Raw genomic sequence first — 21,003 nt, 5'->3', positions numbered from 1 at the left:
AATCGAACCAGCTTTACCAGCAAAAGGGTATGGCTGCGAGTGGTTTTTAGTGAACGAGAGTGAACCTGAAGAAAGGGATAATCGATTGATATAAATACAGAAAGCAGACGTCAGTAAACGTCTGCTTTCCTTAATTTGGCTCCTCTGACTGGATGCGAAACTTCATCTATCAGATTGAATTTAAAGAAATTTACTTTCATGACTTAAGATGAAGCCCTCAATAAGGCCCCAAATATTATTGATGATTAAAAATGTGATATTTATCATGTTTTAGGCTATTGTTTTGGCTGTAAACCGATAAGACTGCCGTCTCTCTGTCAATGGTAACTATTTTATTATTCAGGAAAATACCAGCGCAGAGAACCCGTTAACAACTGTAAAGCAATCTGACTTACTGTTGACGACTATAAACTTCCTCATGATGAACCAAAACTGATAGAATTCCACACTATCAATAGGTTAATGGAGGAATTACATGCGGTTATCAAGATCCTTATGCAAAGTAGTTGGCGATGTTATTGCTAACTCAGGCTCTCATGCAGCTTTAGACATGTTATTCCTATCGTCAGGTGCACCGGGAGAGCCCCCTGCTGGATCTCATAGTACAAAATGGAAAGATTGGCTATTCCTTGCGGGACAAGATCCAGCTACTGATAGTTTGTCTGTACTCGGTGGAGTCATTGAGGAGTTTATGGATCTTCCTCCGAAAGAAGAAACTCCAGAATATATAGAGTGGAAAGAAAAACGAGAAAAAATAGAAGCCGTATTACAAGATAATGGGCTTAGATATTATCGCTTTGGTCGCGTATTGCCTCAAGGCCAAATCCCGCCAAACCAAGTGGATTATCCTGATAGTGTAATCACCTATCAACAACCGGTTATGCCAGAAAAGGTTGAGAGCTTACTAGAAAGACTGATTAAAGGTTTGCATCGTGCAATGCACCCACTTACTCACAGAAGAAAAGGGAGTCAGGTATTATCTTTCAATAATGAATACGATGTGCAAGACCTTCTTCATGCCTTGCTTAGACCATGGGTTCAGGACATCCGTCCTGAAGAATTTACCCCAAGCTATGCTGGTTCAAGCACACGAATGGATTTTTTGTTACCTGCACACAAATTAGTTCTGGAAACAAAAATTGTCCGAGATCGTAACCATGCAAAAAAAATAGGCGATGAACTTATTATTGACACTGAACATTATCGGCGTCATATGGACTGTAAAAATCTCTGGTGTGTGATCTACGATCCGAACAAGTTCATTACAAATTCTGAAGGTCTTAAATCAGACCTAGAAGGGAAAAGAATCTCTAAAGATGGTGAACTAATCGTTAAAGTTTTTGTACTTTAGCTGTGCGATTCATAGACATCGTTTCACTGTGCCGCTTTCCAATTGAGTTTGTAAGTAGCTAAATGATGTAAAAAACGATGGTTAAATAAGTTCATCATATAAGGATTAGTAAGTTCAGCTATGTATGGAGATAAGCGATGAAAGATGAGGAAGATAATTTATCTGTGTTTATATCCTATGCTTGGGGTGGGGCATTGGAAAAAAAAGAATGGATCAGGCAACACATTGTCGAAAGTCTGAAATGGAAATACCCAGTCTTCTGGGATCGTGACAGTATTGGTTTCGGCGAGTCAATTGATGCTTGTATATCAAAAGCACTTGACCAGAGACCTCTAATGGTTTTTTGTATTTGCGATACCGATTATTTGGTTTCTGCCCAAAAAGTTGGATCAGGTCTGTACCGGGAATTGCAGTTACTGACAAAAATTGCCACATTGGAAGGTGTGAAAATAATTCCGCTAATTTTTGATACTGAATGTGCTCAGAATCTTCCTGAACCTCTTGATGGTAGGACTTACCTCAATTTGGAAGAGATGCATCATCGCGGTTTGTACCTTGGAGATGCTATGCTAGCTTTAGCTGATGGTAGAACTCAGTCATGGATGACTATGTGGTTAAAAAAAAGGATTGCTCGGGATGATCTCCATAGATATGCAAGTAGCTATTTTCAGATGCAGCAATTAAGCATTTGGGGGAATGCGAGTACTCATGAGGTAACGATTAGACCGGGAGAATTGTTGCTAGCCCCGCAATGGATGTGGGATAGTAATGAGTGGAACTATATGCTATCGGACGAAAATGCTACTTTTTGTCCCCTTAAAGGGCGTTGGCATTGGGATTATTTTACGCCGTCTCGTGGTATGAGAGCTCTTGGTACTGCTGTCATGTCAGCGTTTTTTCCACAATGTACTACTCAAGTTGAGCGAGCTGCATTGCAAAATGCAGGAGTAGTCTTAGCTCAGAAAGTTTTTGCTATGACGTATATGACGGAATCGTTTATTCTTGAATATAAGGAGATTATTAGTATTTTACTTAACGATAGCAACGGCTATAAAGCCATAGAGTTATTATTAGAATCAACAAGACGATTGAAATAACTATTGATGAAGCAATCTTCCTTATATATTTAAAATAAGGAAGATTGATAGGGTGCACTAACAACCTTATTTCTTAAATATCTTATATGTTTCATTTGCTCCAATTATTATTGGTTCAACAGAAAGGGCAAACCAATCACTAATTTTCTTTGATGTATCAATATTTGTATCCAAAAGGGAAGAGTCGTATCCAAGGATACCCGCTGCATGACCTATTTGTCTTGATATTTCTCCGATTGTAATTTCAGGTATGGATATAATTAAGTGAGCAATGTTATCTGCAATTTCCTCTTTACTTTTCATTTTGCTTGATTGGTGCTTAGAAAGTATGCGAGATACTGGTTTTGAAACTTCAATCCCGGATAAGAGATGCTTATCAAGAATATTCAAGAAATTCTTTTTATTTAATTTTTTTGCTATTTTTGTATACAGATCAGCATATAGAATATCGAAATGAAATTGAATTTCATTAGCGTGAGCTATATTCAGTTCATAGATGGAAAATAATTCCCCACATAAATTGCTGTTTTTTCTATATTTATGAATTTTATCAATATTCTTAATAAAAATAAATATTAATTCGATATTGTGATCAATCAAATCATCTAAGTTATATGGAAACTCATATTGTTCGAGACATAATTTAATAGTGTCTTCAAATTTTTTAGTATCATTATTTTTTAGAAAAATTTCTGCTAATATTTTTTTAGCTTCAATATCATCCGGATATTTTTCAAGCTGTTGTGAGAAATCTTGAATTGCCATTTCGGCTAATGTAGTGTCAGTTGACCATCTCTGGGCTAAAATTGATAGCTTGAGATTAGTAAGATAAAAGTCGCCAGGGAAATATATGAGTCCATCTTGTATTGTAGATATAGCGTCTAAATTTTTATCTGCCTGGAAAAAAGACAGCGATTTTTGATAGAAAATAGAGTTCATATCGAAACCTGTTTGAGTGGCGATATTCATTGCTTGATCATAAAGTTCTACTGCATTAAGAGGGGCTTTTTTAACATCACGAAGCATTGCTGCTTTAGTTAGAATAGCTTCAATTAATTCTGGATTAATAATTAGGGCCTGATCAAGACAAGAAAATGCTTTTTTGTTTTTACCTATTTCATAGTAACATTGTGCCAAATTTTTCCATGTTCTTGCATCTTTTTGATTTATTTTTAATGCCTTATTGTATTTGTTAATGGCATCCTTAAAATTACCGAGTGCTAAATCCATATTTGCATAATTATAGTAGTCTAGCCAATCCCAGCATTCGCCATTTAAAGCTTCCTCATGTATTTTTTTCGCATCTTTAACAAGATTAAGATTTTTTTCTTTTATTCCTTTCTCACAAAAAATACACGCTTTAATTTTTAATAGATGATTGTTTTTAAATCCTTTGTTTTCAAATCTTAGAATAACCATCAAAGCCTTATCATACTGATACATATTATAATAACTTAGTGATAATAAACTTATTTCACCTAATGTAGGATCTTTTATATTCTTTAATTTACCCACTATAGAATCGTAGTCATTCTTCTTGAAGAAATTCAGTAATAAATCATAACTAATATCTTCAGTAATTAGATTCTCTAACACACCTTTCTCTAAAGAGTTTAACCCTAAATTAATTATAATCTCATTCTTATTTTTTATGGTGAGATATATTTCATCAATGCTTTTATCATCAAGAGTTTTATAGAAAGCGTATTTGAAGCTTTTTGTCCCTGTTTTTGTACTTTGATTTATTTTTTCTAAAATTACGGAGTTCCACTCCCAATAGACAACGTCCTCAGATTCGGAATAAATAAGAAATATAGAGCTCAGTGTATTTGATAGATAATTGATTGTTTTGATTGGTACGGAATATTTAAAGTATCCATCAGAATCGAGAAATTGATTTTGTTTACTCTTTAGCTGAATGTGGCTTCTGATATTCGTTGCAAAACCATCCTCGATAATTTCAAGGATACAATCGACACCATAATCCCCACCGCTTTCTTTACGAAGAATAAATTTTTCAGATGGGATTATTGATTCTATTTTTCTAAAGCTATCGGTTTCTTGTTGATGTGTTGAATAGACTTGAGGAAGTATTCCCATCGTAATTACCTGTTTAAAAAAGAAAATATGCCTACAATTATTCTACTAACTGGATTAAAAGTAAAATTGAACATATCTCATCACCTTTGTCCATACACCTGCGCCACATACCGCCCACGCCCATCGCCATGCCCCAAATCCATCGCCACCATTGCCAGCGCCTCTTTCCTGCTGAACCCCTGCGCCAGATAGTGACGGATGGTATCCTGCGCCCACGCATAACGTAGCGAATGCGGAGAATATGCGCCAGTCAGACCAATACGCGTCGCCTGGTTGTGCCAGTAATCCATCGCACTTTTAAGATCAGGTTTGTCAATCAACCGGTCATTACGGTTTTCTGCAACAGCTAACGCATTATCCAGCGCTTTTTTGACTGCGCCAGTATCCAGAATCACCGTTTCGCGGGGCCGTCCGCCCTTAGTGCCGAAAATCTCGGTTAAGCGTGTATCGCCACGTTCAATGGCCTGTTTCCACGTTTTCAGTGACTGAACACTTTGCACCGCCTCCTGCGAGCGCAATCCCATCAGCCGCGCCAGTTCCAGAGCCGCAGCCAGCCCCGGATCTTTCATCCGGGCAGTTTCCAGCGCATGACGATAATGTTCCGGCGTAATTGCCTGCCGCGTACCGCTACGCGATGCACCAGACAAACCCAGTGATTTATTAGTTAGCCGCTCATGTTCAGCTACTTGTTTACGCCCGGCCTGTTGCAGAATAGCACGCAACGAAGCCATTTCATTTTGCAGCGTTCGCTTGCCGATCCCCTGCGCCAGCCTTTCATGAATGTAGTTTTCAATGTGGCGAACCTTGATCTTCGCCACGCGCTGGATCTGTACATTAAGCGCCCGTAAATGCTGATCAAAACGCTGTACGATATGGATACGATCGTTCACCGTTTTATGGCTGCCGCCACAGTGCTTTGCCAGCACCTTCATTTCACCACCTAACTTACCCATACATTCCCCCTTGATTTTGAGAACACAAACAGTCTCCAGCGTATGCTTTTTGGCTGCGCCAGAACGATACCTCCACGCCGGAGTGGCAGTTTGTTGAGGTATAGGGAGTTTCAGACTGTACGCGGTACAGGCTGCCTGCGTGAGCAGGGGATTCTCCGGGGCATCATGCCCCCCTCGGTATCGATCTTTTTCTCCTCTTTCTTGCTGACAGCGGCCCCAAAAAGGCGTGTCAGATTCGGAAATGAGCGCCGGAACCCCAAAAACAGTGGTATAGCGCGGTGTGGTGGTTGTGCGTCACTTTGTCGCTTTGCGCGACGAAAGTGACGCACTGGTCAGGGGCAGTGCGCGAAAGATCGCGGATTCTGGTGCAGTTTTACGGTCACGCGGCAGCAAAGCCGGAGGTCTTTGCAGGCCGCAGCCCGTAAAGTAAAAGGTGCTGATGTGGTAACAAGTGCAAGAGGTCGGATCGCTTCCGGCACGGAGCAGCAATGACCAGAGATCTGGCGCAGATAAAAGGCGCTGAAATTTAGCAGGTGTAAACATGCCGGGAAACCAGAGAATTTCCGGTTGTGTAGAGTTACAGCCGGTGAACCGGCGCAGTTAAAGAATGCATCGTGTATGACTTCGGGCCTCCGCCGCAATATTTTGCGGCCCGGTGTTTGCAGAGGTCTGCACCGGTAAAGGGATCAACCGTCCTGACGGAACAGGTGCTTCTTTCAGGTTGTGAAGCAAAGGGAGCTGTCTACGACAGCATAGGGCAAAAGGGAGATTACAACCGTTTTATGCGGATGAAAAGGGGAAACCTTTTTTCTGGAAAATGGGTTGATTGTGGATTTTTTCGCAATTTTATGAATGACAGTCTGCCGCGCTTCGCTTGTCTTCTCCCGCTCTTCCGCCAGCAAAGCTGACAGAAGAGCGGGAGAGCCGGTTTAGTTTTGACGGTATTCTGTCTTTCGGTAGCGGGACGGCCAGATCTGTTCGGGCGCAACGCCTAATGCTTCAGCGATCAACCTTTCACCTTTAGGCCAGCGTCTTGTCAGCGCATTTGCCAGCGTGGAAGATGACAAACCCGCTTTGCGTGAAACAGCAGCGAGCGTGGTTCCTTTCTTTCTTAGCCCGGCGATGATGTCTGCCGGATGCCAGTCCTTATCAATCATTTCCATCATCCTTGTTCTGTAGTTTCGAATAAAAGCCATTTGTTCAGGATGTCTAAACAACTACGATGTTAAGTAATGCTAAACATTAAGTCAATGTATGATCATTGATGGTGTAATTTGATGCTTCCTGTTCGTCTCAAAACAGCCCGGTTACACGCTCGTCTGACTCAGGAAAAGCTAGGTGTTCTTGCTGGTATTGAGGAAGAAACCGCACGTTCTCGCGTATCTCAGTACGAGGGTGGGGTACATCGCCCGACTTTTGAAATGATGTGCGCATTTGCGAGGGTGCTTAATGTGCCGGAATGCTATTTCTATGCAGTTAATGATAACTTTGCTGAAATGGTTCTGGAGCTTTATCAGAAATATCAGAATCAGTCCTGAAAGCAATTGATCTATTCCATTAATGTTGTTCAGGAAGTCTAAGCACCTCATCTGTAAAGTAATGCTAAACATGCTGTCAATATTTTTTATTGATGGTGCCACTATGTTGCCAGTCCGTCTTAAAATTGCTCGCTTACGGGCCAATCTCACTCAAGAAAAATTAGGTGTACTTGCCGGTATTGAAGAAGCGACTGCTCGATCCCGTATATCTCAGTATGAAAGCGGCATACACCGTCCGACATTTGAAACGATGTGTGCCTTTGCCAGAGTGCTCAACGTACCGGAGTGCTATTTCTATACGGTCGATGATGATTTTGCCGAAGCGGTGCTGGATCTTTATGTCCGGTGGGAAAATAAATCCTGAATTGATGGTTGTCAGAAAATAACTTTGCCCCTGAACAGGGGCAAAGGGCAGGCTTTCCGTTAATTAACGGAAAAATAAAGCGCTGTGTTTTTATTACGATACGTTTTTCAGCGGCACGGCGTACTGGTAAGGTGAAATATATCTGTCGATATTTGCATCAAGATAATCCGCCCACCATTGCATCATCGCAATCCGTTCTTCCAGATACTCGGCCTTATGAATATAGGCAGCCCGCACGCTGTTTCTTTCCTGATGGCTCATCTGCTTTTCAATGGCGTCTTTACTCCACAATCCCGACTCGCTCAGCGCACTGCACGCCATCGCCCGGAAGCCGTGGCCGCAGATCTCTTGTTTAGTATCGTAGCCCATCACGCGCAACGCCTTGTTAATGGTGTTGTCGCTCATGCATTTATCCTGATCGTATTCGCCGGGGAAGATAAACGCCAGATGACCGGAGAGCGCTTCAATTTGCTTTAAGACAGCAATAGCCTGATCGGACAGCGGAACGATATGCTGCGTTTTCATTTTCGTGCCGCGATGAGAAAAGCGCACGTTCTCGACCTGTTCCCGTTCTTCCGGGATTATCCATAGCTTCTGCTGCCAGTCGATTTCACTCCAGCGGGCAAAGCGTAGTTCGCTGGAACGCACGAAGAACAGCAGCGACAGCTTAAGCGCATATCTGGTCAGCTGCCTGCCGGAGTAGCTATCCGTCCGGGATAATAGTTCAGGTAGTTTCTCAAGCGGCAGGGCCGGGTAATGCTGTGTTTCTGGCGGTGTAAACTCACCATCCAGATCCAGCGCCGGATTTGATTTGATTAACTGCTTTTTCACCGCATAGCGCATGATTTCCGTGACGTAGTTTTTCAGCCTCGCGGTGATCTCCAGAAAGCCTTTGTTCTCCACCTTACGCAGAGTAAACAGCAAATCTTCCGTGACGATCTGATCGATGTATCTGTCCCCGATATCCGGGAAAACATACATTTCCAGCCTGCGCTGGATAGTCACGGCATAATGCGCAGACCAGCGCCGGTGATCGGCGTGCCAGTTCATGGCGATCTGGCGGAAGGTATGTCCGTTTTTCTTTTTCTGCTGAGCAATCTTCTTATCAGCGGCAGGATCTGCCCCTTCACGCACTCGGGCGCGGGCAGCATCGCGTAGCTGACGCGCCTTAAACAACGAGACATCCGGGTAGGGGCCAAAGGCCAGCTTTTTCTCTTTACCGTCGATGCGGTACTTCATGTACCAGAGCTTTGAGCCGTTAGGTTTGATCAGCAGGTAGAGTCCTGAACTGTCGGTAATCTTGAAGGATTTCTCGGTGGGTTTGATCTTGCGGATAGCGGTATCGGTTAATGCCATAGGTGGGGGCTCCATTTTTCCAACGAACCGTGAGGCCCCCGATTAAGCCCCCAAAAACTATGGATGTCAAGAAACCCGGTAGGCCTTCGCAGACCAACCGGGTAAAGATAAGTTCTTGTTTTTTAAACGTCTCCGGACTCGCTGGGATGTCCCGAAACTAAAATTTGGCTCCTCTGACTGGACTCGAACCAGTGACATACGGATTAACAGTCCGCCGTTCTACCGACTGAACTACAGAGGAATTGTTTCAACGAGGCGCATAATACTGGGCCCGCTATAACGTGTCAACAGTAAAATTAACGCGCCAATTCAATTGGTTAATTAACCCACAAAGTGAGGAATTAATGTTCGGATTCCTCGCCGTAGTCGCCTTCGGCAGCGCTTACCCGTAAGCGCTGAGAAGGATCCTGGCGATAGAACTGGCAAAAACGCTGCCATAGCGCCGGGAAACGTGGAGCAAACAGTTCTGGCGCGCTGAAAAAATACTCTGACAACACGGCAAAACATTCTGCAGGGTCGGTGGCGGCATAGGCATCTATACTGGCAGCGCTTTCGCCAACAAGATCGATTTCATCCTGAATATTATTCATTGCCGCGTGGAGATCGTGTTCCCAGCCAGCCACATCGCGCAACGGGATGAAAGGGATGCCGCTGGCGCGATCGCCATTACGCATATCCAGTTTGTGCGCGACTTCATGAATAATGAGGTTGAAACCCGAAGCATCGAACGAGTCCTGGATATCCAGCCAGTTCAGAATGATGGGCCCTTGTTGCCAGCTTTGCCCCGACTGTACGACACGCTGGCTGTGCACCAGACCTATGTCATCTTCCCATTCATCATCTACCACAAAGGGCGCGGGATAAATGAGCACTTCATGAAAACCATCAAGCCACTCAATACCGAGCTCCAGGATCGGTAAGCAAAAAATTAACGCAATACGTGCACTTTTTAACGAGTCGAGCTCAAATCCCTGTAGCGCTACCAGTCTTTTCTGCTGCAAAAAACGTTCGGCTAGCGCAATAAGCCGAGCCTGTTCTTGCGCGGTGAGGTTTACCAGAAGAGGTATAGCTAGCGCATCATCCCACGGCCAGTCTTCGTTCTGGGTTATTTCTTGTGCTTTCCAGGGCCACTTAATCATCGTTTTGCTCGTAAACTCGTCACTTGAACAAAATTACCCGAATAGGGTCTGTTAAAATGCCAAATTACCTGGCATCATTGCAATATACGGAGAGATGCCGGAGCGGCTGAACGGACCGGTCTCGAAAACCGGAGTAGGGGCAACTCTACCGGGGGTTCAAATCCCCCTCTCTCCGCCAATCATTCAACAAAATCAATCACTGACAAAGCGTTTTTGATTTCGTCATACATAAATCCCTGCATTAAAATTTCTTTCACTCGCTCGATTTTTCTTACTACTGATGCTGTTTTTTACCATTTTGCTGCGCGTCGGGCATCCACTTTTATCTTCTTTAGCTCACAAGCTCACACTCTTTTGCAACGCCCATCTCACATCTCTGGTGACAAAACAGTTTAACTGCCGTTGCTTCACACGGATCTTGTAAGGGTATCTTAAAGGAAATGGATTGCTGGAGGATGGAGGAAAAGAGGCGAAATCTTTTTCAGTGGTGATACCGCCTCCCCTGGACATGAGCTTGCCAGAACCTACGCGGTAAATCCTACGACACGAAGCCACGCGCAATTTTATGCGAAAACGCTGGCAATAGCCTTGCTGACTGATGCAAGCTATCTAAAATCGCTTGAAGATGACATCATGCAAAACAATCGCTTAAAAGACTCACCTGTTGATAAGCATGTTGAGGACGAAAAGAAGAAGAAAAATGCAGCCAGGTAAAAAAGGGTTACGTTCGCCGTAAGCGAACGTGATCGCATCCAGCCTTAACGAACCTTTTTCCGTTCATCTCCCTTCATGTTTTTCAAAAAACTCTTTTATGAATGCCCCTAAAACGTCATACGCGAATTCGCTATTATTGTTCCCGTCGCGACAACATAGAGATTACGTAAAACAACAGAGGGCAGACAATGAAAAATATTGGAAATAACGTAAAACGATTTGTCCGTGTTTTTTATTTGTCATTTAAACTTACAGAAATGGCTGTACTGTTATCAGTATAAAGATAATTTCAGTTGTCCAGATGAATCATTTTTAAAACTATTTGTATTAACTCGGTTTATTCATTTGTTGAATGGATGCGTGCTCGTTTGGTCTTGTCATCTTGACGCTTTGAGATCACATATTCTATTCTATCATAGACAGCAGGGGAAATTAGCTGCTGGGATCGATTTTTGATTAATAAAATACTGGATGGAACCATAATGCAATTACCAGAACAGGATGAGTTTTTTGATTTTTTTGCTGCCAATGATGATGAACAAGCCTCTTTAAGGCGTAAGTTTTTTTTGGAGAAACATAAAGAACCGTGGCTGTCTGAGTCTGCATTAGAGGACTACCAGGCGCTGTTTATGAGTATCTACGGAATTAATATTGACTGGAAAGAGGGAACTTTTAGCCTGCTTGAGGCACTTTCAGATAATCAGAAAGAGAAGCCTGTCACGGTCAAATTCGATTATGACAGTGAGATTGAAACAGCAACGATAAATTTGGTTGATACGCAGTATGTGTTTCATCACTACCCAATGGGAAGTGATGGTTTTGATACAGAACTGGTGCGCATTGAGCATATATTGGCTAATAGTGGATATAGTTTGCGGGTATATCAGAATAGCACTTTTAGTGATACATTATCGTTCTTACTCATTCCGTCAGATGAGTGGAAACGTGTTGAACAGCGTTATAGCCCAGAGCATATTTCTGCATACTTCGTTCCGTATGGAAAACAACTTGTTATTCCTGAGGTTGCTGCTCCGGTCGTAAATTATGTGCCATCCGTTAAACAAGAAACATCAAATGTCCCTGCGTTGTTTAATGCTCGGGGTATCCGTATTTATTTTTTAAGTATAATGCTAATCGCATTTGCAATTTATATTTTGTGGAATATCCTGACGAAAATAGAACCTTTATCATCAGGCCAACCTGCTGGCTGTGAAAATGTACAAAATTTATACTCAAAATTACGTCCAGAAGTAGCCGAGCCATTAAAAGAAAAAATGCGTAAGAGTTTGGGCTGTAAATGATAAATTTTCAGTTTAAGAAAATTACACTAATGGATAGGTAATAGAGATATATTTAATTTGATATTGTGTTATCGAAATAGTAATAACAGATAATATACATATTCTTGCGGTGGTGGATGAAGCGATTTTTATCTTATTTGTACAGGAAAAGAAAAAGAGTTTTTTTAGCTACCATGACTCTTATTAATTTTGTTGCCGCAAATCAAAAATACTACGCTTTTAATTTGTTGTCAGTGTTTATCATGGTGTTCTGGTCAGTTATCCTTATTTCCAATATGCAAACTGATATTAATCATAATGAAAAATAAAACTATTTTTTGTGTCTGTTATATTTTTAGTAAATCCATGAAGCTCGCTGTACCCCATCGGGATTCACAGTGATGTCACTCGCGGCGACTTAACGCCGTCGTCCTCGGTAATCATCGCACCCGGCCTGTTGCCCGAAATGTTCCCCTGTAGACATGGGCGCCGGGCAGAAGATTAATTGCTGTCAGGGAAACGCGCTGGCGCGTGGCGATAACTTACGCTGCGGGACTGTCGACGCTGTACAGAAAATCTGGCCTCCAGGCTGGCTTAAATATGCGCACATGACAATACAACCGGAAAATTTACAAAACCCATAATTTGAACTGAGAGAGAAACTTACAAACGAAGCGACGAAGATTTAAACAGCCGCAGCGACTCCGGTATCTTGCGCGCATGTTCAAATAATACTACTGTATATAAAAACAGTATTCGAGGTATGGATTATGGAATTTTTCAGACCTACAGAGTTGCGCGAAATTATTCCTCTCCCATTTTTCAGTTACTTAGTGCCGTGTGGATTCCCCAGCCCCGCGGCGGACTACATTGAGCAGCGTATCGATCTTAATGAGTTGCTCGTTTCTCATCCCAGCTCAACATATTTTAAAGAGATACCTTTTTTCTACGAGTTACCATGAAAAGGAGTTTATTCTTTTTAAATCATAGTGTTTTATTAATGAGTGATTCATATATTTACGAATTACAATTTACGAGTTATGATTTTTAAGGCAGGTGTAAGTATCCCGCATAATCGTGCCATTCACATTTAGAGATCCTCCGGCATAATCAATCTGCCAACAAAGGAGATCGCTATGCGTAAAGCCCGTTTTACTGAGCATCAGATCATTGCCGTAATTAAATCGGTTGAAGCCGGACGAACCGTTAAAGATGTCTGCCGGGAGGCCGGTATATCTGAAGCCACCTGGTACAACTGGAAGTCCAGATACGGCGGCATGGAGGCTTCTGATATTAAAAAGATCAAGGATCTTGAGGACGAGAATCGGCGTCTCAAACAGATGTTTGCCGACCTGAGCCTTGAGAACCGGGCCCTGAAAGACGTTATCGAAAAAAGCTTTAAAACCAGCCTTTAAGCGTGAGCTGGTCACTCATCTGATAACGACATTTGGACTCAGTATCCGTCAGGACTGCCGGAGTCTGAACCTGAGCAGAACGGTTTACCATTACCGTCCGGATACCACGCGTGACGAACCCGTTATTGTCGCGTTGTAGGCAGTGGCAGAGCGATACCCACGGTACGGTTTTCCAAAACTTTTCCAGGTTCTGCGGCGGCAGGGATACCCGTGGAATCACAAAAGGATCCATCGTATTTATTGTCTGCTGAAGCTGAATTTTCGCCGTAAAGGCAAACAACGATTGCCGGTGCGTAATCCCTCGCCACTGGCCACACCGGAAGCGCTGAACCAGAGCTGGTCTGTCGATTTTATGCATGATGCTCTGGTCTGTGGCTGTCGTTTTCGCACGTTCAATGTCGTTGATGGCTTTAACCGTGAGGCATTGTCGATTGAAATCGATCTGAATCTGCCAGCTTTGCGCGTGGTCCGTGTACTCGACAGGATCGCGGCAAATCGCGGCTATCCGGTCATGCTACGCATGGATAATGGTCCGGAATTTATCTCACTTGCACTGGCTGAATGGGCAGAGCAACATGCAGTAAAACTGGAATTTATTCAGCCGGGTAAGCCGACGCAGAACGCTTTTATTGAGCGCTTTAACTGAACATACCGTACAGAAATACTCGATTTTTATCTGTTCAGAACGCTGAATGAAGTGCGGGAAATCACGGAAAGATGGGTGTCAGAATATAACTGTGAACGCCCTCATGAATCACTGAACAATATGACGCCGGAAGAATATCGGCAACACAATCATTTGGCCGGGATCTCAAAAAATGCCTGGAACTAAATCGGGTCTATTTACAGGTAATACCTGATAAAGAAAGTCATATATAGAATTAATGATGGAATAATGCTGATACCTCAATTGACGCACTAAAAAATCAAAAGTTGTCATAGGTTTTATGGAGCAGGATACTTTGATGAGTAATCGATGGTGGGTAAGAAAAAAATGAGTATAAGGGAGGATTTGTGAAGTTTATTGAGACAGAGCTATTTGGAACCGTGGTTGTTCCAAATGATATCTCACAAATTTTAGAGATTATAGATGAACAGCCTGATAATTCGATTTCTCATGGCATTTTCATGTGGAGAGGTCAAGGTGATATTGGCTGGGCTATTCACAGTGCTGCCTACAGACGTTTAGCAAATTCCATTGCGGGTAGATTACCAGATGAGCAGGATATGCGCGACTATGAGCGAACTCTTATTAGTGAAGCGCGGCATCAGGGGTATGGTTTCGGAGGTGGTCGCAAACTGAGCGACTTCGAGTTGCTTGCAAAGCTCCAACACCATGGAGCAGCAACAAGACTAATTGATGTATCCAGAAATATGCTTGTCGCCTTGTGGTTTGCATGTACATCTCGGCCAGAAAGTACAGGGCTGTTGTTTGGTATTTCCGCTGCGGTAGTTCTCGGCCTCGAAGGTAGTTATGGCTATGACAACGGGAATTACAATGAAAAATTTCCGCATAGTGAAGCTGAAGGTGAACAACATGGTGATTTACCCATTGTCTGGCAACCTCCCGTTGTTACTAAAAGAATAGCTGCTCAAAGTGCTCAGTTCGTTTATAGCGATGTTTCGCATGGACGTATGGGGAGTTTGGTTCTTGACAGTGCGGTTTGCCACAATGGGGTACTGGCACTGGCGATCACGTCAGATATGAAGAAAAAATTTTTGAAAGTTCTGGAACGCTCTTTTGATATACGTTCAATAACTCTTTTTCCTGATTTTGACGGATTTTGCCGCGCTAACTCTGAGGGCTTCAGTCTCTTAAGTAATAACCGTTGGTAGTATTAGGCACTTGTCTATTCTGGAGAGCAGGAAAACTAACTATCAAAGAAGCTAGAAAATCTTTTAACAAGGCAACATCAGCTCTGATCAATGGAAGCTGATGTTGTTCTTTTGTCGGGAGAACGTCTGTTTAGGCTTTTGTTGAGGTTTCAGGTATTTTTTACACAATCTACAGCAACTTCCCTATAGCAACCAAAGGTCCAAAAACAAACCTTTCGTCAGGAAAATTACAGAAAAAACAAGGAGTTCAGTGACTAGTCCTGATATAGGTTGACAGTTTTTTGTCTGTAAAACGCCTGATGAACATCATCGGGCGTTTTGTATTTCAGGGCCAGGTGTGGCCGTTCATGGTTATAAATTGCCACGGACTCTTTTACTATTTCCCGCGCTTGCGCCAGGTCTGCAGGACGCGAGAGTAAAAACTCATTTTTCAGTATCCCGTTTATTCTCTCAGCCAGCGCATTCTGGTAGCAGTCGTAACCATCGGTCATTGAACAGGTTATTCCGTTTCGCTCATGAACTGACTGATAAAGTACCGAACAGTATTGCAGCCCTCTGTCAGAGTGATGTACCAGCGGACCTGTCGTTTTTCTCCGCCTCAGAGCCTGCCTGAACGCCTTTACCACATTTTCTGTCTGCAGGTTTTCCCCGACATGGTAACCCACGATTTTTCTGGAGCAGGCATCGGTGACCAGACTCAGATAGGCCGTGCCGCTGCGTAGTGGAAGATAAGTAATATCGGCGACCCAGACCTGTTCTGGCTCAAGGGCGGTAACCTGTTCAGGGCCGGGTTTCAGCAAGTTAGGATGCCGGTAAAAGCGATGATGGCTGTTGGTGGTTTTGTGATATGCCCGTTTCACGGGTACCAGGAGCCGGTATTCACCCAGCAGATTAAACAGACGGTCCCGTCCGATATTCAGCGTTTTATCGGCCTGCATGTTCAGCAGATAGTGCAGTTTACGCGTACCGATTCGCGGCTGACGGCACCGGGTACGGGCAACAAAATCAAGAACCTGAGCATGATGCTCCTGCCGTTTATTACATCTTGTATTGTACTGGTACCACGCCTGTCTGCTGTGCCACAGGAACTGGCATGCACGCGTAACTGTTATTTTGGGGGCCTGACTTTGCGTGAGGACTTGCCGGGCCGCTTTTTTACAACACTTACCCCGTAATCATTTTTCAGGACGTTGATAACGGACTCAAAAAACTCAGCTTTCTGGTTTGCCAGCTCAAGCTGTTCTTCAAGTTCCCTGATTCTTTGCTCGGGTGTCAGCGGGATAGTTGTCTGAGCCACAGGCAGTTTCCTCTTCACCAGGTCAGGAAGTCCGGGTCTCCAGTCAAGCCGGCCATATTTACGCAGCCAGACAAGTACGGTGGAGCGCCCCTGAATGCCATATCGCTGCTGGGCCTGTTTATAGGTCATCTCGCCTTTTTCGACCTGCTCAACGACGGCTATTTTAAAGGATAGAGGATAATCACGTTGGGTGCGTTTGAACTCAGTCATCATCACGTTCTCCGGATTTAAGTCTGGAACGTGTCAACGCTATTCAGGACGGGTCAAATACGAAAAAAAAGCCCGTACTTTCGTACGAGCTCCTTCTTGAAGATGGCGGTGAGAGGGCTGCCATATTTACGTTCATTATCATTCGCATTAATCATAATTATTTCTTTATATACAATGCGTTGCCATTATTCTTTGTTCGCTGGCGTATTGCTATCTTTTCGTAAAATCGTCATTTTATGCAGTACAGGATGCATGGCAGAATAGTGGGGATTATGCCAAAGAAAGCCAGAGAACTGTCCGCCTTAGCCGTTTCCAGGCTTAAAGCGGAAGGTCGCTATGCTGTAAGTGGTGTTGACGGATTGTATCTGCGGATCGCCAGACGCTCACGCGCATGGGGCCTTATTTATATGCTCATAGACTACATCAAGTTCTGTAAAGGGGGATTTTGCTTCTGAAATGGTCTTATAGCAACCAGTAGCATAGAGATTATTAGTTCCTGCGATTAGCTCAGGTTTAATACTGCCCGGTTTTACATCTGATGGGAGTAATATCTTGTAATATAATTTTGTTACTTCTGAGGATGTATAACGGCATCGCTAAAAATGTTCTTTCTGGTATTCAAAATTACATGTCACTGCCCACAGGAAGGATGGTTTATTATTGCTTTCTTTCATTACAATAACTTTCTCTGGATTATCTACATTTTATTTTTTAACATAAAATACATCACAACTAGAAAACTTAAACATTTTATATTAAAACTTTTTCTAATATTCGAACATTATAAATTTAATAGCCATGTAGGAATAAAATATAGCAATAAGAATCTCTAAAGAGAAATTTATCGTATATTTATGTTTCATTAATAAGAGTATTGGCTGTTTATTAATGTTTTTATTATTGTATTTAATGTGGAAGTAGTGTATCCCCCCCCCAATCCCAATGTCTACTAATGAAAATGCATTATAATAAAAGAATATATATCCTGATAATGCTACAAGGAACTTAATAAATATAATGCCATGTATATTATTTATATTCCTGATCAATAAAAAACAAATTAGCGAGGACTTTACGATGCCAAAAAAATCTAAATAAATTATTATGATACACCTTGATAATCTTGCCTGACAGTTTCATAAGATACCATTATCCACCAGTGTTAACATTTGTTTTCCCGGTCAATATAGCCCCCGATGTTGAACCCGTCAACTCTGGTAATACTGGCCAAGGGGTTTCAACAAAGGGGCTTGGTTATATATATCCCTCCAGGTCAATTCCAATACCCGGTGCTTTATTTCACCACACCCGCGATATTTTACTCATTGTTTAATGTCATTCTCATTACCTAAACGCCACAGTATCTATATTTGATTTATTTCACTGCAGGAAAAACTGAGCGCGTACCATTTACCTGATCATCCATATCGATATCTGACTCCATTTTATGCGTTTTCTTGTTTACGAATACGCTAAATATTCTGGGCGCAGTTTGAGGATCGCCCGAACAACTTCCACCATGTTTCTCCACAATATCAACAACATCTATACTGGGCTCACTATCCGGAATGTATACATAATCAACACATTGTGGTTCACGAACAAGTTTTTGTTTCTCAACTATATTTTTTACCTGCTGAGCAACAGGGGATAATTTTTCTGAATGCACATTGCTGGTTACAAGTATACACATCAGAGCAAAACCATAAATTATTTTTTTATTATGCCGCATACTAATTATTTGTCGACCTCACTGATTAAATAACTACGCAGAATAGTAGACCACTTTGAGGGAATTCAGCCCGGATTGTGCGATCTGATCAATCGCCAAAACAACCAAAATCACCAACCAGACGGCTTTGTTGAATAAATAAGATTTGAGATAAGCATCCTCGTAGTCGGTTGCTGCTGTCAGGCTATACGCATGCTTTCTGATATGCCGGTATTCCCTATAATATCAATTCTCTATCTTAACTTAGATAAATTTAATATTATAAGAAATGATTCGTTTTAAAGAAATATTATATGTTAATTCCTAAATTTTTTCGATGAAAAACATCAGGGGAAATAAATTTAATAAGATTGATATTTTCACTTGAATCCATGAAAATCACGATAACTAAAAAATCATGAAAAAACGTTAAAACTCTTCTTTCTGGCAACCCGTTTTGATTATCTTTTAACTCTTTTCCCAGCTTTTCTCTTAAGAATTGTAGATGGTCATTGAAATTTAATTTATATGGTAAGTCATCCTTGTTTTTTTGATAGACCACAAGTTCAGAAAAAACAAACTTCCCATCAGACTTGATGGGAAGCAAACTCTCAGACTCATAAGTGGATCTGATTCTAAAACCAAGAGAAACACTACCATCTGGAATATCAAAATATTCTATTCCACCTTTATCTTGAGGGCGATTTCTTATTCCATTAGTTATCAAATATAAATCAAATTGTGGATGAATAGTTGTAAACCTTAGAAAGCTAATGCATTCAGTAATATTCATATTATTTCCTTAAATATTTTATGATATGCTTGTTTTGGTTAAGTTGCTCATTAATATATTTATACCAATCAACCTTAGATAATTACGCTACGGATTTTTTATACGTCTCACTACATTCTAGGCCAGTTTACCAGCCCCGGCAGCATCTCCAGCTATTGGTATTGCAGCAAAAAGAGAAAAAACAGCCTCAACATAACTCCCTCGGCACAAGCTTATTCCTGCATTCAGCAGGTCAGGAAAAATGCTAGGCCCTGGAACAAGGCCAGCCACATCAAGTTCCGTCTGTAATCCATCTAACCAGCCATCACCTTCATTTTTTTCTGCCGGTGTTTCCTGTTTTACTGGTGGAGTTGCTTCTTCTGCGCTTTTTCCGATGCAGGGAACTATATCCAACAAATCTAAAAGATTCTCAAGAAAATAGTTGGGTTATTTATCATGTATTATATCATTCCTGTCTAAGTCTGTTATCTTTACATAGCCAGCCTCAGGTCAATATTCATCTATTTCAAGCCATTTCCAGAATTGATAAATCCCTCCTTTAGAAGCCTATAATATTAGGGGAAGATAACTCTCTCAGAATCATCAAATGTATTTGACAGTCCACTTTACTCAAATTTTCAATTTTTATTTCTCCGCCAAAAATGTATGCAGGTTCCAAACTAAACATTTCATTATCAGCTAATACGCCTGGTTGTTTAACTGCCCGGTCAAAAATGTAATTATCATTACAATCAAATAAATCAAACTCTTCAACACTTGAAAATGCAAGAAAAGATTCAATTTCACTATTTAATTCATCTGTTGTTTTTACCATAAAACCATTTTCGAAAAAAATTATTTGATTAAATAAAGGCTGAATCGTAATATTTCTTCCGGTAGACTCACCAAAAACATATAATTCGCCAAAGGCACTCCTGGCTATGACATGGTATGCGTCCATTTCTTTAAATGGAGTATCTTCTAGCCATATATCCAGTACATCTTCATACTCATCAGGATTGACAAGACTAAACAATCCATTTTTATACGTTCCCCATCCCTCTGTTTTCCAGTAAGAAAGTAGTTTATCCGGAAGAATTCCTTTCCATTTTGTCATACTTTTCTCTGGAACAGCGCTATAAGATGTAGCTTCTCCAAATTTCTCAATGAAGTAACTAAAGTCTTGATCTCGCATAATATTTCCCCCTGGATTCTAAGCCCTTTGCCCCGGCATAATACCAGTTTAACATTCATCTTTTCTCAAACATGGCCTGATTTAATGCTATCATTAGGTGCTTCATCTGGTGTTTTTAGTCTTTCATTCTGATTCCAGCTTGCACCTGTTGAACTGTTGATACCACTAGAGGGGAAGCCGACGACAGCGGTTGCCGTCGGCGTTAATCCGTCCACATCCAGCGTAAAACGCAGGCCATTTTGTGACATAACCTTATCCTGGATTCATTGGCGAAAAAGGAATCACGGCCCGTTCGTGGCAGTGGGGAGGGCAGGCGTTTCAGACACACTACCGCCGAAGTTTCCGGCATCCGCCATCTCCCATATATGAAACGTAACAGACGTAACTCATTGCTGGAACGGGTTTTTTGTCTCCGTTTCCGGACAAAAACAGCATCCTGCCATTAAGGCGGAATGCTGTGGATTTAACGGATTGGAGGTGATTTACACACGCTTACCGAATACGTAGTCAATAACGCTCAAGCTTGGGTCTTCCCGGATATAGCCTTTGAGACGGATGTAGAAAGCCATACCGCTATGACGCTATGGAGGCTGGTGTCGACGCTGGACACTGCCATTCTCAGTCTTATTGGTGAAAACAATATTTCCGAAGACCAGGAACGCTACATTTCGCGGG

Annotated in this window: 16 protein-coding genes, 2 tRNA genes and 5 pseudogenes; 11 read left to right on the top strand and 12 right to left on the bottom strand. The window is 42.1% G+C overall.

Annotated elements, in window-relative coordinates:
• Positions 1 to 475: 475 nt before the first annotated feature.
• Both EOS97_RS23970 and EOS97_RS23965 read left to right on the top strand, forming a co-directional pair.
• Positions 476 to 1,351 (top strand): hypothetical protein, encoded by an 876-nt coding sequence (locus EOS97_RS23970; protein WP_001239960.1) that lies wholly within the window; start codon positions 476 to 478, stop codon positions 1,349 to 1,351.
• Between the two features lie 137 nt (positions 1,352 to 1,488).
• Positions 1,489 to 2,448 (top strand): toll/interleukin-1 receptor domain-containing protein, encoded by a 960-nt coding sequence (locus EOS97_RS23965; protein ID WP_000650782.1) that lies wholly within the window; start codon positions 1,489 to 1,491, stop codon positions 2,446 to 2,448.
• A gap of 66 nt (positions 2,449 to 2,514) precedes the next feature.
• Here EOS97_RS23965 and EOS97_RS23960 read toward each other — a convergent pair whose 3' ends face one another.
• The 3 genes and pseudogenes from EOS97_RS23960 to EOS97_RS23945 form a co-directional block, all read right to left on the bottom strand.
• Entirely contained in the window at positions 2,515 to 4,548 is a 2,034-nt protein-coding gene (locus EOS97_RS23960; RefSeq protein ID WP_039505037.1) for a DUF4365 domain-containing protein, read from the bottom strand.
• Between the two features lie 80 nt (positions 4,549 to 4,628).
• A complete protein-coding gene (locus EOS97_RS23955; RefSeq protein WP_000517123.1) occupies positions 4,629 to 5,501 on the bottom strand; it encodes an integrase domain-containing protein in 873 nt (290 codons plus the stop codon).
• A gap of 956 nt (positions 5,502 to 6,457) precedes the next feature.
• Positions 6,458 to 6,664, bottom strand: a pseudogene (locus EOS97_RS23945) (helix-turn-helix domain-containing protein); the annotation flags it as partial.
• A gap of 114 nt (positions 6,665 to 6,778) precedes the next feature.
• On the opposite strand from EOS97_RS23945, the gene EOS97_RS23940 reads away from it, so the two are divergent.
• Positions 6,779 to 7,039: a helix-turn-helix transcriptional regulator gene (locus EOS97_RS23940; protein WP_020898917.1), complete on the top strand. Its 261-nt coding sequence runs from the start codon at positions 6,779 to 6,781 to the stop codon at positions 7,037 to 7,039.
• 103 nt (positions 7,040 to 7,142) lie between these two features.
• On the top strand, positions 7,143 to 7,403 hold the full coding sequence (locus tag EOS97_RS23935) for a helix-turn-helix domain-containing protein (RefSeq protein ID WP_023204952.1): 261 nt from the start codon (positions 7,143 to 7,145) through the stop codon (positions 7,401 to 7,403).
• 93 nt (positions 7,404 to 7,496) lie between these two features.
• Here the strand turns inward: EOS97_RS23935 and EOS97_RS23930 are convergent, their stop codons facing one another.
• From EOS97_RS23930 to mtfA, 3 genes are all read right to left on the bottom strand, one after another.
• On the bottom strand, positions 7,497 to 8,759 hold the full coding sequence (locus EOS97_RS23930) for an integrase arm-type DNA-binding domain-containing protein (protein ID WP_001219032.1): 1,263 nt from the start codon (positions 8,757 to 8,759) through the stop codon (positions 7,497 to 7,499).
• Positions 8,760 to 8,924: 165 nt separating this feature from the next.
• Positions 8,925 to 9,000: transfer RNA gene (locus EOS97_RS23925), tRNA-Asn, on the bottom strand.
• Positions 9,001 to 9,100: 100 nt separating this feature from the next.
• Positions 9,101 to 9,898: a DgsA anti-repressor MtfA gene (gene mtfA / locus EOS97_RS23920; RefSeq protein ID WP_000598920.1), complete on the bottom strand. Its 798-nt coding sequence runs from the start codon at positions 9,896 to 9,898 to the stop codon at positions 9,101 to 9,103.
• Positions 9,899 to 9,986: 88 nt separating this feature from the next.
• Here mtfA and EOS97_RS23915 point away from each other — a divergent pair.
• The 6 genes and pseudogenes from EOS97_RS23915 to EOS97_RS23875 all read left to right on the top strand — a co-directional run bounded on the left by EOS97_RS23915 (position 9,987) and on the right by EOS97_RS23875 (position 15,143).
• Positions 9,987 to 10,076 (top strand) — tRNA-Ser (locus EOS97_RS23915).
• Positions 10,077 to 10,366: 290 nt separating this feature from the next.
• Positions 10,367 to 10,612 (top strand): annotated as a pseudogene (locus tag EOS97_RS27535) (hypothetical protein); the annotation flags it as partial.
• A gap of 482 nt (positions 10,613 to 11,094) precedes the next feature.
• Entirely contained in the window at positions 11,095 to 11,913 is an 819-nt protein-coding gene (locus tag EOS97_RS23900) for a hypothetical protein (RefSeq protein ID WP_023165976.1), read from the top strand.
• A gap of 749 nt (positions 11,914 to 12,662) precedes the next feature.
• A pseudogene (locus tag EOS97_RS23885) lies at positions 12,663 to 12,821 on the top strand (DNA polymerase V subunit UmuD); the annotation flags it as partial.
• Between the two features lie 207 nt (positions 12,822 to 13,028).
• A pseudogene (locus tag EOS97_RS23880) lies at positions 13,029 to 14,139 on the top strand (IS3 family transposase).
• A gap of 182 nt (positions 14,140 to 14,321) precedes the next feature.
• The gene (locus tag EOS97_RS23875; RefSeq protein ID WP_023165964.1) at positions 14,322 to 15,143 is read left to right on the top strand and encodes an FRG domain-containing protein; all 822 of its coding nucleotides are present in this window, start codon (positions 14,322 to 14,324) and stop codon (positions 15,141 to 15,143) included.
• A 254-nt stretch (positions 15,144 to 15,397) separates the two neighbouring features.
• On the opposite strand, the gene EOS97_RS23870 is transcribed toward EOS97_RS23875, so the two are convergent.
• Positions 15,398 to 16,653, bottom strand: a protein-coding gene (locus EOS97_RS23870; RefSeq protein WP_095055929.1) for an IS3-like element ISSen1 family transposase whose coding sequence is annotated in 2 segments (ribosomal slippage) — positions 15,398 to 16,302 and positions 16,302 to 16,653 — 1,257 coding nt in all. Because the reading frame shifts where the segments join, the coding sequence is not laid out codon by codon here.
• Positions 16,654 to 16,922: 269 nt separating this feature from the next.
• On the opposite strand from EOS97_RS23870, the pseudogene EOS97_RS27310 reads away from it, so the two are divergent.
• Positions 16,923 to 17,051, top strand: a pseudogene (locus EOS97_RS27310) (integrase); the annotation flags it as partial.
• Positions 17,052 to 18,025: 974 nt separating this feature from the next.
• Here the strand turns inward: EOS97_RS27310 and EOS97_RS23855 are convergent.
• The 5 genes from EOS97_RS23855 to EOS97_RS26810 all read right to left on the bottom strand — a co-directional run bounded on the left by EOS97_RS23855 (position 18,026) and on the right by EOS97_RS26810 (position 20,576).
• Positions 18,026 to 18,382 carry a hypothetical protein gene (locus EOS97_RS23855; protein ID WP_001805614.1) on the bottom strand — a complete coding sequence of 119 codons (357 nt, stop codon included), beginning with the start codon at positions 18,380 to 18,382 and terminating at the stop codon, positions 18,026 to 18,028.
• A gap of 289 nt (positions 18,383 to 18,671) precedes the next feature.
• On the bottom strand, positions 18,672 to 19,154 hold the full coding sequence (locus EOS97_RS23850; RefSeq protein WP_001027752.1) for a hypothetical protein: 483 nt from the start codon (positions 19,152 to 19,154) through the stop codon (positions 18,672 to 18,674).
• 117 nt (positions 19,155 to 19,271) lie between these two features.
• Positions 19,272 to 19,550 (bottom strand): hypothetical protein, encoded by a 279-nt coding sequence (locus tag EOS97_RS23845; protein ID WP_001805616.1) that lies wholly within the window; start codon positions 19,548 to 19,550, stop codon positions 19,272 to 19,274.
• 142 nt (positions 19,551 to 19,692) lie between these two features.
• Complete coding sequence (locus tag EOS97_RS23840; protein WP_001205573.1) at positions 19,693 to 20,328, bottom strand: GAD-like domain-containing protein; 636 nt, start codon at positions 20,326 to 20,328, stop codon at positions 19,693 to 19,695.
• Positions 20,329 to 20,393: 65 nt separating this feature from the next.
• Positions 20,394 to 20,576 (bottom strand): hypothetical protein, encoded by a 183-nt coding sequence (locus EOS97_RS26810; RefSeq protein WP_001805617.1) that lies wholly within the window; start codon positions 20,574 to 20,576, stop codon positions 20,394 to 20,396.
• Between the last annotated feature and the right edge of the window lie 427 nt (positions 20,577 to 21,003).

The organism is Salmonella sp. SSDFZ54 (assembly GCF_004010735.1).
Taxonomy (GTDB): domain Bacteria; phylum Pseudomonadota; class Gammaproteobacteria; order Enterobacterales; family Enterobacteriaceae; genus Salmonella; species Salmonella enterica.
Note: the sequence above shows the minus strand (reverse complement) of the source record. Positions and strands in the feature narration are given on the sequence as shown.